10 protein-coding genes and 1 pseudogene are annotated in these 13878 nt (G+C 73.4%); 2 read left to right on the top strand and 9 right to left on the bottom strand.

The annotated features are described in order from the left end of the window. From ACTWQJ_RS30875 to ACTWQJ_RS30860, 4 genes and pseudogenes are all read right to left on the bottom strand, one after another. Window positions 1-630: pseudogene (locus tag ACTWQJ_RS30875) on the bottom strand (condensation protein); the annotation flags it as partial. Then, window positions 627-4925, bottom strand: coding sequence for an alpha-(1->3)-arabinofuranosyltransferase (locus ACTWQJ_RS30870; RefSeq protein WP_443309811.1), 4299 nt, complete (start codon window positions 4923-4925; stop codon window positions 627-629). The pseudogene ACTWQJ_RS30875 and the gene ACTWQJ_RS30870, both read right to left, overlap by 4 nt. After that, on the bottom strand, window positions 4922-5662 hold the full coding sequence (locus ACTWQJ_RS30865) for a class I SAM-dependent methyltransferase (RefSeq protein WP_443309810.1): 741 nt from the start codon (window positions 5660-5662) through the stop codon (window positions 4922-4924). The genes ACTWQJ_RS30870 and ACTWQJ_RS30865 overlap by 4 nt, the downstream gene beginning before the upstream one ends. Beyond that, a complete protein-coding gene (locus tag ACTWQJ_RS30860) occupies window positions 5659-6810 on the bottom strand; it encodes a glycosyltransferase family 4 protein (protein ID WP_443309809.1) in 1152 nt (383 codons plus the stop codon). The genes ACTWQJ_RS30865 and ACTWQJ_RS30860 overlap by 4 nt, the downstream gene beginning before the upstream one ends. 333 nt (window positions 6811-7143) lie before the next feature. Between ACTWQJ_RS30860 and ACTWQJ_RS30855 the strand changes: the two genes are divergently transcribed. Both ACTWQJ_RS30855 and ACTWQJ_RS30850 read left to right on the top strand, forming a co-directional pair. After that, the gene (locus ACTWQJ_RS30855) at window positions 7144-7296 is read left to right on the top strand and encodes a hypothetical protein (RefSeq protein ID WP_165396386.1); all 153 of its coding nucleotides are present in this window, start codon (window positions 7144-7146) and stop codon (window positions 7294-7296) included. A gap of 2 nt (window positions 7297-7298) precedes the next feature. Continuing rightward, the gene (locus ACTWQJ_RS30850; RefSeq protein WP_443309808.1) at window positions 7299-8606 is read left to right on the top strand and encodes a PucR family transcriptional regulator; all 1308 of its coding nucleotides are present in this window, start codon (window positions 7299-7301) and stop codon (window positions 8604-8606) included. Here the strand turns inward: ACTWQJ_RS30850 and ACTWQJ_RS30845 are convergent. The 5 genes from ACTWQJ_RS30845 to ACTWQJ_RS30825 form a co-directional block, all read right to left on the bottom strand. Further along, window positions 8540-9673 carry an MBL fold metallo-hydrolase gene (locus ACTWQJ_RS30845; protein ID WP_443309807.1) on the bottom strand — a complete coding sequence of 378 codons (1134 nt, stop codon included), beginning with the start codon at window positions 9671-9673 and terminating at the stop codon, window positions 8540-8542. The two genes, ACTWQJ_RS30850 and ACTWQJ_RS30845, sit on opposite strands and share 67 nt — an antisense overlap. A gap of 196 nt (window positions 9674-9869) precedes the next feature. Next, a complete protein-coding gene (locus ACTWQJ_RS30840; protein ID WP_443309806.1) occupies window positions 9870-11156 on the bottom strand; it encodes a PucR family transcriptional regulator in 1287 nt (428 codons plus the stop codon). A gap of 170 nt (window positions 11157-11326) precedes the next feature. Next, window positions 11327-12238 (bottom strand): ABC transporter permease, encoded by a 912-nt coding sequence (locus ACTWQJ_RS30835; RefSeq protein WP_443309805.1) that lies wholly within the window; start codon window positions 12236-12238, stop codon window positions 11327-11329. Next, window positions 12225-13013 carry an ABC transporter ATP-binding protein gene (locus ACTWQJ_RS30830; RefSeq protein ID WP_443309804.1) on the bottom strand — a complete coding sequence of 263 codons (789 nt, stop codon included), beginning with the start codon at window positions 13011-13013 and terminating at the stop codon, window positions 12225-12227. Before ACTWQJ_RS30830 ends, ACTWQJ_RS30835 begins: the two co-directional genes overlap by 14 nt. 60 nt (window positions 13014-13073) lie before the next feature. After that, a partial coding sequence (locus tag ACTWQJ_RS30825) for an ABC transporter substrate-binding protein (RefSeq protein ID WP_443309803.1) occupies window positions 13074-13878 on the bottom strand: 805 nt, incomplete at its 5' end.

Here is a 13878-nt window from a genome sequence, read left to right as displayed (position 1 = left end):
GTTGATGGTGAGGAAGAGGACGGTGCGGGTGGGGGGCGGCTGCGGGCCGGGGGTGGTGCCGGTGGGGTGGGTGCGCTGCCCGGCGTTGTGGGGTGCCTCCCCCACTCTCGGCTTCGCTCGAGCGGGGGGACCCCCATCGCCCACCCGTGCCGCCCCAGCGGCACGACTGCCTGCAGCTGCGGCGGTGTGGGCGGGCGTCGCCCTGGCGGCATGGCTGCTCGCAGCTGCGGTGGTGACGACCTCCAGGCGTATCGGTGGCGACACCGACAGGGGTGGCGCCTCCGAAAGCGTACGCGTTCTGGCGTCCCTCAGCGCGTCCCGGGTCGGTGGCGGAAAGCTGACCACCTCCACGTCCGGTTCTGCCGTCAGTTCCCATTCGTAGCGGCGGCGGTACCAGCGGCCCGGGGCCTCGCGCATCAGGATGCGGGGGTGGCGTTGGAGGGCCTCCGTGAAGGCCTTGCGGAGGCGGGGTGGGTCGAGGGGGCCGGGGAGGTGGACCTCGATGTGGACGGTTTCCGGTTCCTCGTCCTGGAGGCAGTGCCGGGCCACCTCGTCCACGACCGGGAACGGGATGCGGACCGGCGGCCGGGTCGGGTGTGCAGGGTGTGCCGGGTGTTCGACTGCGGTCATGGGCGTTCCTCTCTCCCCTGGCCGAACTGCGGGTTGCCCGGTCCGCGCGCGGAGACCGTCGGCCCGGCGTCGGGCTGCGGGACCGGCCCGCGCTGGGGGAGCGGCCCGTGTTCGCCCCGTCGGCGGTGTGGCAGGGGTTGCGTCGGTGGCTCGGAGGCCCCCGGCACCGGTGGCAGCACCGCCGTCGTCCCCGGCGCTCTCCGCTCCCGTACGCTCACCAGGGCCGCGAACAGGCCGATCAGGGCGAGCAGTTGGGCCGCCGGGCCGAACGCTCCCGTGCTGTGCGCCACCGGCTGCCCGGCGCCTGTCGCCGCCGCGATGCCGGCGCCCGCGAGCGCCACGAAGGCGATCGGGACGAGCAGGGCGTGCCGCCGGTACGCCAGCACCGCCAGGGCGGGGACCAGGAGCGCGAACCATCCGGCGATCACGATGCCGACCACCGTCAGCGCCGCCGTGCCCAGCCACAAGCCTGGCGCCCCGGGCACCGGCTGCGGCGGGTCGGGGTTGGGGGCGCGGCGGCGCCACAGGACCAGGGCCAGCAGCCCCGCCAGCCCCGCGCCGCTGCCGATGAGGGCGGCCTCGTAGGTCGTCGACGGCTCGTACGTCAGCTTGACCGTGCCGCTCGCCCCGGCCGGGATCCGCCAGCCCTGCTGCCAGCCGTCCAGCCGGACCGGGGTGAGTTCGTCGCCGTTCAGCGTGGCCCGCCAGCCGTCGTTGAAGTTCTCGTACGTCGTCAGGTACGAGGCCGCGCCCGAGCCGACGCTCACCTCGCGCAGGTCGCCCAGCCAGTCCCGTATCTCCAGGTCGCGGCCGGAGGTCACGGGCTCGGTCACCGTGCCGCGGGTGAGGGTGACGTCGGTGAGGACCAGCGGGCCGGCGTCGCCCGCCTCGACGCGGTGGGTGCCCCGGGTCAGGTCCAGCCCGTCCGACGGGCACAACGACACCTCGACCGGCCGGTGTTCCGCCAGGTCGCGTACGGTTCCTTTCACGCTCGTGCGGTACAGCTTCCCGTCCACGGCCAGCACCGGTCCCTCTCCGCACGGCAGCGAGAAGGTGCGCTCGGGCTTCGGCTGCGGGGTGCGGTAGCGGTCGAGGGCCGGGAGGTAGGCCTCGGTGAGTCCGACGGGGAGTTGCAGGTCCTCGTCGACGACCGGGTTGTGGAGGGTCAGGGGGGCGGTTTCGGTGATGGTGATGTCGAGGCGGTCCGTTGTGATCGGCGGGAAGCGGACCCAGCCGTTCTCGTCGACGCCGGCGGTCGCCGCGCCGTCGGGGGAGCTGATGTGCACCTCTGTGGGGCGGGTGGACAGGCCGCCCGCCGGGGCCAGCACCAGTTCGCTCACCGGCTGCCTGTCCGGCCAGCGCAGGTGGATCGTGGGGCGGTCGCCCGCGATCCATGCCGTCGTCAGGTCGCCGTCGGTGAGGTTGCGCGCGGACAGGCCCGTGCCGAGCCGAGCCGTGGAGTCGGCGGTCGCGGTGATGCGGTCCTGCTGGTCGGGCGCGATCTCGTAGAGCAGCCGGTCGAGTTCCTCGCCGGGGATCGGCACCGCGCTCGCCTTCACCTCGTACGTTCCCGCCGTGCCCGTCGAGAAGCGGCGGTGCAGGCCCGCCTCGGTGCCGGTCGGGGACGTGCCGGTGGGGTCGGCGGTGCGATGCAGGGAGATCAGCTCACCAGGCGTCGCTTCCGACGCGTCCGTCGGGAGCCGCAGCATCCGGGTCACCTGTACGTCCGGCAGGGTGATCTCGGCGAAGCCCGCGCCCAGCAGACCGGCCCGGCGCTCCACCGAGTCGACGATCGTCAGCTTCATCCAACTCGTCGAGCCCGCCGCTGCCTTGATGCGCTGGGTCATGCCGTTCGGCTGGAGGAAGCTGGTGACGGAGCCCCGCTCGGTCTCCACCCGCACCCGGGTCGGCGCCGCCCGCACGCTGTCCTGCGGCAGCGGTGTGACCCGGAACGACGACGGCATGTCGTAGGCCTCCTCTGCGAAGCCGATGCGCAGCCACTGCCCGTTCGGTGTGCCGTCCGAGCCCTCCGTCCAGGCGGTGTCCGGGTTGCCGTCGAAGGCGTTCACCGGGTCGAACTGCGGGAGGTGGAAGAACCAGCTGCCGTACGAGGATGCCGTCACCGAGCGGGCGCCGCGCAGCTCGGCCACCGTCTGGTGGCCGGTGCCGGTCACCGGCAGGATCTGGTGCGGAGGCTCGTCCGCGTCCTGGTAGGCGTCCGGGGCGTTCCGCTCGTCCCGGGTGTACGTGTACGAGGTGTTGGCGTTGACCAGCCCGAACCGGGTGTCCGCGCGGCGCAGCCCGTCGCCGACGACCTGGAGCTGCGGGGAGCCGAGCCCGGGGTGGTTGTCGCCGGTCAGGACGGAGGCCCGGCCGCGCAGTTCGGCGGCGAGCGGCAGCAGGGACTCGGGGCCGCCGGAGACGACGGCCGTGTCGGCGACCGGGTACAGCGTGGCCTGGCCGGGCCGGGGGACGTCCTCGCCGCGCGGCTGATAGATCTCCACCGCCCGCTGCCGGGGATAGAGGCCCTCCACCTGGAGCGGGGTGCCGTCGGCGATCCGCCCGCCGGTCATGACCGGGCCGAGGCCGGTCACCCGCTGGTAGCCGGACTGCTCCAGGGTGCGCTTGACGGTCGTCGTCGGGACGGCACCGATCTGGTCGGGGTCGAGGTCGTTGCGTACGACGACGTAGTGGATCCCGGCGCGGCTCAGATAGTCCGCCAGGCCCGGCACTTCGCCGCCGGTCAACAGCGCCTGCTCGACCGCGTCCATCGCGCGCCGGTTGCCGGGGGTGCCGAAGGGGACGTAGTCCCGCTGGGCCCAGCGGGAGTCGGCGAGGACGTCCAGGGGCTGGTCGATGGTCGAGCCCCAGGTGTGGATGCCGTGCGCGGTGGCCGGGACGACCAGGGCGCGCGAGTCGGGGGAGTACTTCTCCAGCCAGTCGGCCGTGGCCTGCCAGTACTTGGGGAGCTCCTGGAAGGGGCCCGGGTTGAGGATCGATCCGTTGAGGTACGGCCACAGCAGGCCCGGCAGGATCAGCACCGCCGCGACCAGCGGTGCGAAGCGGCGGCCGGGCACGCGGCGGGCGCCCCGCGGTTCGGCGGCGACGGCGACCAGGTGGGCCAGGCCCAGCACCAGCGCCAGGGCCGGACCCGTCTGGAACTTGTAGATGTTCCGGAAGGGTGCCAGCCAGCCGTTCAGCCAGTCCTGCACGGTGTCGTGGAAGGGCGCGCCGAACGCGCCGCCGTACCCCGCGAGCAGGATCAGCGCCGCCGTCAGCACGGTCAGCACCAGCCACCGCCGCTCCGGCAGATCCCGGCGCGCCAGCCCGGCCAGGCCCAGCCCGGCCGCGCACGCCGAGCAGACGATTACGACCACCGAGGACGCCACCGCCCACCCGGCCGGCAGCCACGCCTCACCGAAGTGCAGATACGCCACCCAGTTGCCCGCGCCGCGCAGCGCCTCCGGCGCCGACATGGTGGCCGTCGTGGTCTGCGAACTCTCCACATAGGGAAGGAAGTTTTCGCCGTACACGCCGAGCAGCAGCAGCGGGATCCACCACCAGGCGGTCGCCACCAGCACCCCCGGCACCCACCAGGCGATCAGCTTGCGCTGCCGTGGCCCGGGCGGGCGGGACAGCAGGTACAGGCCCACCGGGAGCAGGGACGCCAGCGTCGAGGCCGCGTTCACACCCCCCATGAACGGGACGATCAGCGCCGAGCGGATTGCCGCGACCCGTGCGCTGTACCGCTCGTTCGTCAGCGGCAGCAGCACCCACGGCAGGAACGCGCCGGGCAGCGCCGCCGCCGACGTCGAGCCGACGACGGTGGTGAACACCGGCCACAGCGCGTACGCGACCGCCGCGAGCAGCCGGGACGTGCCGTTGCCGATGCGCAGCCGCTCCGCCAGCCGCAGGGCGCCCCAGAAGGCGACGGCGACGATGATCGACATCCACAGGCGTTCCGCCAGCCACACCGGCAGACCGGCCGTGCGGCACAGCCAGTGGAACGGCAGCATCGGCCACAGATAGCCGACGTACTGGTCCTGGATGCCGCCGAAGCCGCCCCGGTCGTGCCACAGCTGGCCGAGATCGGCGAGGAACTGCCCGGGGTCGACGGTCACCCCGAGCTTGGTGTCGAAGGTCTGCCGGCCCGGCTGCACGGCCAGGAACAGCACGAGGACCACGGCCCAGAACCCCAGCAGCCAGCGCCGCGACCGCGGACCCTCCGGGGGGCCCGCGGTGGTCGCGGTGGTGGGGACGGCTGCCGGAGGAGGGGCCTGGACCGTGGTCGTCATGGGGGACACCGCCGGAGGATGAGGAGGAGGTTCCAGGTGGCCAGCTCACGGAGGCCGGGGACCTTGACGACGGCCTCCGTGAGGAACGGCCAGTAGCGGGAGCGCGCCGTGACGACCGTGACGTCGTCGCGGGCGCGCACCTGCCGCAGGGTGGGGCCGATGTGCACGGCGAACAGGTTCTCGCCGAGGGTGTGCTTGGCGTCCTTGCCGGTACGGCGGCGGTAGCGGGCGCGGGCCCGTTCGGCGCCGAGGTAGTGCCAGGGCGCCCACTCGTGGCCGCCCCACGGGGACAGCCAGTTGGTGAACGACACGTAGATCAGCCCGCCGGGCCGGGTCACCCGCGCCAGCTCGCTGAGGAACGTCTGCGGATCGGCCACGTGCTCCAGGACGTTGGAGGAGAAGGTGACGTCGGCGACCCCGTCGTACAGCGGCAGCAGATAGCCGTCCGCGATGACCGTCCCGTCGGGCGGCTTCTCGCCCAGCTCGCGTACGTCCGGTTCGAACAGGTAGTCCTCGGCGCCGCGGCGCCGGAACTCCTCGGTGAAGTGGCCGCTGCCGCCGCCGACGTCCACGACGGTGCGGCCGGCGAGGGGACCGTCGTAGGCCTCGACCTGGTCGGCGGCGTCCCGGGCGAGCAGCGCGTAGCAGGCCTCGGGGTCGTCCTGCTCGTGGAGGAAGGCGCGGAAGAGGGCGAGGGACCGGCGTATCGACGGGTCCTTGAGGCCGGTGCCGGTCACGGCTCCCAGCCCCTCACCGCCTCCGCCGCAACTGCGCGGAACTGCCGGACCGTCCGATCCCATCGGTAGCGCGCCGCGTGTTCACGGGCCGCCTTGCCCATCAGCTCCCGGCGGTGCGCGGACAGCGCAAGCGTGCACCAGGCGGCGGCGAAGGACGACTCGCCGTGGGCGAGGACGCCGGTCTCGCCGTCGATCACCGAGTCCCGGAGACCGGGCACGTCGAAGGCGATCGTCGGCGTCTCACGGGTGGCCGCCTCGGTCACGACCAGGCCCCAGCCCTCCACCGCCGAGGGATGGACCAGCAGCCAGGCCGCGCACAGCAGTCGGTGTTTCTCGGCGTCGGAGACATGGCCGGTGAACTCCACGTCCGGGCCCGCGAGCCGCTCCAGCCGCTCGCGTTCCGGGCCGTCGCCGACGATCAGCAGCCGGCCGCCGGTGACCGGCCGGACCCGCTCCCACAGCCGTAGCAGCAGGTCGATGCGCTTGTACTCGACGAGCCGGCCCACCGCCAGGAACAGTGGCTCGGGCGAGCGGTCCGCCCGCGGACCCGGTTCCTCCACGCCGTTGTGCACGACCCGGATGCGTTCGCGTTCCACGCCGATCGCACGCAGGGCGTGGGCCGTGGAGGGGGAGACGGCCACCATCAGGCTGCGGGCCTGGGCCCCGGTCAGCGCCCAGTGCTCGAGTCTTCGGCCGATGCGGGCGGCGGGGGCGAGCGGACCGCCGAAGCGCATCGGCCACAGATCGGTGTGTACGTGGTTGACCAGGCACAGCGTCGGGCCGCGATGCCACATGGGCGCGAGGTAGGGCATGCCGTTGCACACCTCGACCAGCAGGTCGCAGTCACCGACCTGACGGGCGAAGGCGGAGCGGGCGCGCAGATAGTGGCCGTAGGCGCCGCCCGCCGAGACGACTCGGTAGTCCCGATAGGCCGCGGGGCCGCCGCACAGCAGCGTGACCTGGTGGCCCAGCCGGGTCAGGCCCTCGGCCAGCCGGTCGACGAGCAGTTCGGAGCCGCCGGCCGCCGGATTGCCGAGGTCCCGATGGGCGAGGAAAACGATTCGGCGCGGGGGTGGGGGGAGCGCCGAAGGGTGCTGCTGCGGCCGGGGGAGCTCGGTGCGCAGCGGCGGCGGTACGTGCTGGGGCATGGGTGCTCCAACTCGTCTCAGGGTGCGGAACTCAGCGTGGGGGGAGAGAACGTGGGGGAAGAAAAAGTCTCTGTGCTGTTCCTGCGTGGGGGCTGTGGACGGGTTGTGCTCGGGGTGGGTGGACAGTTTTCGCCCAGGCGTTCGCCAGGGCTACTCACCGGCATGACAATTTCGGCGCTTGTTGTAGCTGACGTCACGTCACAAAGTGAGCCTCGGCCGATACCCACCCTTGACGCCGTGTGAGCGCCCTGTCGAGACTGGGCTCCGAACGGCAGGGGCGGGGCACCGGGGTGGGACGACCTCCGGACTCTGGACGAGAGAGGCTGACCCCGCATGCCCAGACTGCTCGCCGCCACCGTGACCGTCGTGATCGCCGCCGCCCTCGCGGTGGGCGCCGCACTCGGTATCGTCGCGCTGCTCGAGTCCACACCCGAGCAGCCCAACACGCCTTTGATCACATACGAGCAAGCGGGCCAGGGGAGCTGACCGTGGCGGCCCGTCCGGCAGCGGTCACCGCCCGTTCCGCCTGGCACGACGTGCCCCGGCTCCAGGTGCGCCGGTTCGCGGCGATCGCCATGGCCGAGGCGCCCGCGCTCGCCGAGGAGATCCTCGGCGAGATCCGCCGCGAGTACCCGCACCTGCCCGTCGTCCTGGACGAGAACGGCGAGCCGATGGCCCTGGTCGGCATCCGCCGCGCCATCGAGGTGTTCGTGCAGCACCTGGAGCACGCCGACTACTCCACGGGCCGCCCCACCGTCCCGCCCGGCGTCTTCCAGGACTTCGGCCGCGGGGAAGGCCTCAACGGCCGCACCCTCGACTCGCTCCAGGCGATCTACCGGATGGGCGTACGCCTGGCCTGGCGCCGTTTCGCCGACATCGGGCAGCGCGTGCAGATCCCGCCGCCCGCGATGTACGAACTCGTCGACGCCGGCTACGAGTACCTCGACGGCCTCGTCGACCAGTCCGTACGCGGCTACGCCGAGGCTGCCGCCCGCCAGGCCGGGGAACGCCTGCGCCTGCAACGCCGCCTCATGGAGCTGCTGCTCGCCGAACGCCACCGCGGCGACCCCGCCGACGCCCTCGCCGAACGCGCCGCCCGGATCGGCTGGACGCTGCCCGAGAAGGTCGCCGTCGGGGTGCTGCTGCGCCCGGCCCGCGAGGCGGTGGCACCGGCGGTCGGGCAGGGCGTGCTGCTCGACCTGGAGTACGAGCAGCCCCGCATGGTCGTCCCCGAACCGGACGCCGCCGGCCGGGGCGAACTGCTGCACCGGGCGCTGGGCGGCTGGGCGGGCGCGATCGGACCGCCCGTGCCGCTCGCCGACGCCGCCAAGTCGTTGCGCTGGGCCGAGGCCGCCGTACACCTGATGGAACGGCGGCTGCTGCCCGCCGGGGAGGTGCTGTTCTGCACCGAGCACACCGAGGCCCTCGTGCTGCTCCAGCCGGAGGAACTGATCGACGACCTGGCGCTGCGCTGTCTGGCGCCGTTGGCTCATTGCGGCCCCACTCATGGGCGGAGACTTGCGGAGACGTTACTGGCGTGGCTGGAGACGAGGGGCGGCGCGCCGGAGGTGGCGGCACGGCTCGGCGTCCATCCTCAGACCGTCCGCTACCGGCTGCGGCAGATACGCGAACTCTGGGGCGACGAGATCGACGACCCCGACCGGCGCTTCGAACTGGAACTGGTCCTGCGGGCCCAGCGCCTGCGAGGCGAGATCGGCCGGGGCCGCACTCAGCCCCGCCGGGCGCCCACCGGCAGGCGGGCCAGGTCGCGGCCCACCACCACACGGCCGGAGTAGCCCTTGCTCGCCTTGGTGTGCCAGGTCGAGTCGTCGACGATGTTCGTGGCGCCCGGGACCAGATGGCTCAGCACCAGCGTGCCCACACCGGCGCGTTCGGCGAGCGGGCCCACCCGGGTCGCGTCCGTGTGGCTGATCTCCATGTGCCGCAGCTGGGCCGGCTTCAGCCCGCCCAGCGCCAGTGTCTCCAGGTCCATCACCTCGTGCACCAGCACGTCCGCGCCCCGGGCCAGCCGCGCCACGTTCCCGCATGGCGCGGTGTCGCCGCTGAACACGACAGACCCGTCCGCGGTGTCGAAGCGGTAGGCGAACGACGGGAAGACCGGCGGATGCTCCACCAGCACCGCTGTGACCCGCACCCGGTCGTCCCGCATCACCTCGAACGGCTCCATCGGCGGCGCCATCAGCTTGCGCGGCCCCGCCGTCTTCGGCAGCGGGAAGCGTACGTCGTGCGGCCGGATCAGAGTGCGGATGTCGGGCCAGCCCTCGCTGCGCATCCGTACGTTGATGTCGTATGCGGTGGCGGCGATGTGCCCGGCGATCAGGTCCTCCGTGCCGGGCGCGGGCTCCGACGGGCAGACGGTCCGCACCGAGCGGCCCTTCGGCCAGGTGGCGGGGAGGTTCCCCGCGGAACCCGGCCCGTAGACGTGCACCGGCCCGCCCAGCGGCTGGTACCCGCCGAACCGCAGCCACAACAGGGCGTACAGGTCCGACAGATGGTCGGAGTGGAGGTGGGTGACGAAGATCGCCGTGAGCTGCTCGGCCGTCAGCCAGGCCTGCGCGTACCGGCCGAAGATGCCGGGGCCGCAGTCCACGAGGTAGGCCCGGCCGTCGACGACCAGCGCGGACCCGATACCGGCGCGACCGTGCATGGGGACCGGGCCGCCGCTGGTACCGAGCAGGACCAGCTCGGTACCGCGGCTCGGCTGGGGCGCGGCGTTCGCAGGGGTGGGGTGCAGGGGGAGGGCGGCCGCCGTGGTGAGGGTCGAGGCGGCCGCGGCGGTGCGCAGGAGGGTGCGACGGGTGGGGGATGCGGGAGTGGCCGGAGTTGCGGGGGAAAAGGGCATGGCGGATCCCGGGTGGTGAAGGGGTGTACGGCTGCGGGTACGCGGTGGGGGCGCGTCGTCAGGTGCTGTTGGTCTTCCGTTGCAGTGAACGTCGCCCACGCCTCCCGGGCTTTGGGCCGACAGCACAAACTCCGACCGGTCTTTGGGACATGGGTACGTCAGGCCGCGGGCAGTCGTGCCGGGCTGCGCGACGCCCCTACCCCGGCCCCAGCAGGCGGGCGATCTCCAACGCCATCCGCAGCTCCAACGCGTCCACCTCCAACGGCCGCCCCAACAACTCCACAGCCCGCCGCACCCGATACGTCACCGTGTTCCGCGCAACGAACAACCGCTCCGCAGCCCCCTGCGGACTCCGCCCCTCCGCGAGATACACCCGCAGCGTCTCCCGCAGCTCCCGCACCCGCGGATCATCGCCCCCCAACGCCCCGAGAACCCGCGCCGCAAACCACCGTGCATGCTCCACGTCGGCCGTGAGCAGCGCCGCCGTACTCACGTCGGCGTAGTCGCACAGCCAGCCCGTACGGCCGAGGCGGGCCATCCGTTCCGCCTCCCGGGCGCCGCGGTGGCTGCGCCGGAAGCCCTCAGTGCCGTAGCCCACCGGGCCGAGCGCGACACGCAGCGGCCGGCGTTCGGGGACCTGGCGGGGCAGCCGGGCGAGGGCGGCGCGGCGCGGCTCGGCCGGCCAGCACATCCACGCCCACAGCTCGGCGCTGCCCGCCGCTACGGTGAGCAGCTGCTCGGCGCCGGCCGCCCGGCACAACTCGGCGGCCAGCAGCCGCAGCTCCTCGGTCGAGGTGTCGGGAGAACCGGACGTGACGATCAACGCCACATGATGCCGGGCGAGTTCGTAGCCGAGCGTACGGGCGGCGACAGCGCCGCCGACCAGGCGCCCGGCGAGCAGCTCGTCCACGATCCGGCGGCGGGCCGCCTCCCGGCCGCGCCGCCAGCGGTCGCGCTCGGCGACGTACTCCTCGGCGAGCCGGCTGGCCTGGACGTCGGCGTACACGAACAGCAGCTCACTGACCCGATGCGTTTCCTGGACCCGGATCTCCTCCGGCTCCTTGCCCAGCGCCTCCATCAGCCGCCCGTGCAGGTAGGCGTGCCCGAGCCGGACGCCGCGCAGCACGCGGTCCAACGGCACATTACGGCGGGCCAGTTCGGCGTTGCTCGCGACAGCCTCCGGCGGGACCAGGGCGGCGGTCGGCTCCGGCTCGGTGAGCAGGCCGGTCAGTGCGGTCAGGACGGTGGCCTCGACAGCACGCTGAAAGGGCACAGCGGCACCGGGCGCACCGTGCTCGGGTACCTGCCGCACGATGTGTGCGGCCATGTCCCGGGCGACCTCGAGGGCCCAGCCGACGGGGTCGGGGCCCAGCGGGTGTTCGGCGGCGGCCAGCGTCTCGGGTGAGCACGCCGGTTGCGGCGGCACCGTGTCCGGCGCCAGCCGCAACAGCCACGAGGATCCCGGACCCGAGGGCACGCTCACCCGACCAGTACAGCAGACGGCGCACAGGCCGGCGCCGGAGCCGGGGGGCGCAGCCCGGCGCGACGGGGGGCCGCTGCGTACGGTGCGCAGCCCGGCGCTGGTGGGGTGCCGCTGCGCCCACCCGTGCCGCCCTGGGGGTCCCCCTCTGGGGGAGGCACGACTGCCCGCAGCTACCCCCGCGCCCCCGCCAACCCCCGCGACCGCAGCACCCGTCGCTCCAGTGGTGCGAACAGCAGTAGGTCGACGGCGATGCCGACCAGGAGGATCTCGCCGATGGTGGCGAGGACCAGGGCCATGTCCTGGTAGGAGCGGGCGTTTTCCAGGAGTTGGCCCAGGCCCAGGCCCAACTCGGGGGAGCTGGCGATGAGTTCCGCGGCCATCAGGGAGCGCCAGGAGAACGCCCAGCCCTGTTTGAGGCCGGCCAGGTAGCCGGGGAGTGCGGCGGGGAGCAGGACGTGCCGGACCCGGGCGGGGCCGGTGGCGCCCAGTACCCGTCCCGCCCGCAGATACAGCGGCGGCACCTGGTCGACGCCCGCCAGCAGCCCGTTCGCGATGGACGGTACGGCGCCCAGCAGGATCACCGCGTAGATGGTGGCGTCGGTGAGCCCGAACCACACGACCGCCGCCGGCACCCACGCCACCGACGGCAGCGACTGAAGCCCCGACAGCACCGGCCCGATCCCGACCCGCAGCGACCGCACCGCGCCGAGCAGCAGCCCCAGCGCGGTACCGATGACGACGGCCGCGGCGAACCCGAGGGCGCCGCGCTGCATGCTCGTCCACACGGTGGAGAACAGCGTGCCCTCGTACCACTGATCGGACAGCGCCCGCCACACGTCGCCCGGCGACGGCAGCAGGTAGTCCGGCTTGATTTCGGCCTCGTAGGCGGCCTGCCAGGCGAGCAGGACGAGGACGACGGCGGCCACGGGCGGGAGTACCCGCTCGCGCAGGATCTGGCGCAGGGGTGTCCGGGCCGGGCCTACGGGTGCGCTGTCCAGCGCGTCGAGGCCGGCCTCGACGTCCGCGGTCTCCTGGACCTCTCGTACGCCCTTCTTGGTGGCGACCGTCTCACCGGCGGCCATGGCGACGGATCTCCTCCCGCAGTGCGTCGGTGACCCGGGCCGTCAACGCGGCCTCCGGGAGGTCGGAGTCGGTCCATTCGCGGGCGATCCGGCCGGGGCGGGAGGACAGCAGCACGACCCGCTCGCCGAGCCGGACCGCCTCGCGGACGTTGTGGGTGACGAAGACGACGGAGAGCTTGTTCTCGGACCAGATGCGGGTGAGCTCCTCGTGGAGCACGTCCCGGGTGATGGCGTCGAGCGCGGCGAACGGCTCGTCCATCAGCAGCACGTCGCCCTCCTGGGCGAGCGCACGGGCCAGGGCGACGCGCTGGCGCATGCCGCCGGACAGTTCGTGGATGCGCTTGCCGTAGGCGTCCTTCAGCCGGACCAGTTCGAGGAGCCGGCGGGCCTCCTCGGGCCGCTCGCGCCGGGGTACTCCGCGCAGCCGCAGGGCGAGTTCGATGTTCCGGCCGGCGGTGAGCCAGGGGAACAGGGCGTGGTCCTGGAACATCAGGGCGGGCCGCCGGCCGCCGGTGACCTCGATGGCGCCCGTGGACGGCCGGTCCAGGCCCGCCACCAGGTTCAGCAGCGTGGACTTGCCGCAGCCGGACGCGCCGAGCACGCACACGAACTCGCCGCGGCCGACGGTCAGGCTGATGTCGTCCAGGACCGTCTGGCGCCGTCCCGCGGTGTCGAACCACTTGGAGACATGGGTGAGCCGTACGGCCGGTTGCTCCACCTCGGCCAGGGCGACCGGGCGGGTCGGTGCGCCGGCCCGCAGCACCGTTTCTGACATGTGATCAAATCCTTTGCAGTACGGGCAGTGCTGCCCAGAAAGTCCGGTCGGTGTCGGGGGTCAGGTGCCGCGGTCGGCGACGCCGAGGCCGGCGTCGTCCACGGCCGGCTCGCCCTGCTGGGCGAGGACCCGGTTGAGGGGGCGCAGGTCGAAGATCCCGCGCAGGGCCGCCTGCGCATCGCCGCCCTGCGTGCCGTCCGCGCCGTGCAGGAGCCCGAGCCGGTCGGCCCGGTCGGCCTCCTCGGCGAGGGTCGCGGCGAGTGGATCGTCGGTGAGGCTCACGTGCCGCCAGGCCGCGTCGAGGACCCCGCTCTCCAGTGGCCGTCCGGTCAGTGCCTCGATGGCGCCGTTGACGGCCGTCTTGCCCTCGGCCGGATGGCTCTTCAGCCAGGCGTTGGTGCGTACCGAGCCGCGCAGCACGGCATCGACGACGTCCGGATGGTCCGCGAGGAACGACGGGGACACCACCACCAGGGCGGTGACGAACGCGCCGCCGTCCCACAGGTCCGACTCGTCGACGAGCACCCGCCCGCCGGCGGCGACCAGTTGCGCGGCCACCGGCTCCGGCACCCACGCCCCGTCGATCGCGCCCCGCCGGAAGCTGGTGGGGATCTCCTTGGACGACTGCCGCACCACCGTGACGTCACCGCGCCCGGTGCGCGGATCCACCTCCCAGCCCTGCTCGCGGATCCAGTGCAGCAGTGCGACGTCCTGGGTGTTGCCCGCCTCCGGCGTCGCGATCCTGAGCCCGCGGATGTCGGTGCCGCGCACCTTCGCGTCGCCGTCGACGACCAGCGCGACCCCGCCCGAGGCGGCACCCGAGACGATCCTCAGGCCGCGGCCCTCGGACCGCAGGAAGCCGTTG

It is taken from the genome of Streptomyces sp. KR55 (assembly GCF_052245645.1).
GTDB lineage: Bacteria > Actinomycetota > Actinomycetes > Streptomycetales > Streptomycetaceae > Streptomyces > Streptomyces flavusporus.
The sequence above is the reverse complement of the archived record's forward strand: the minus strand, read 5'-3'. Positions and strand labels throughout refer to the sequence as shown.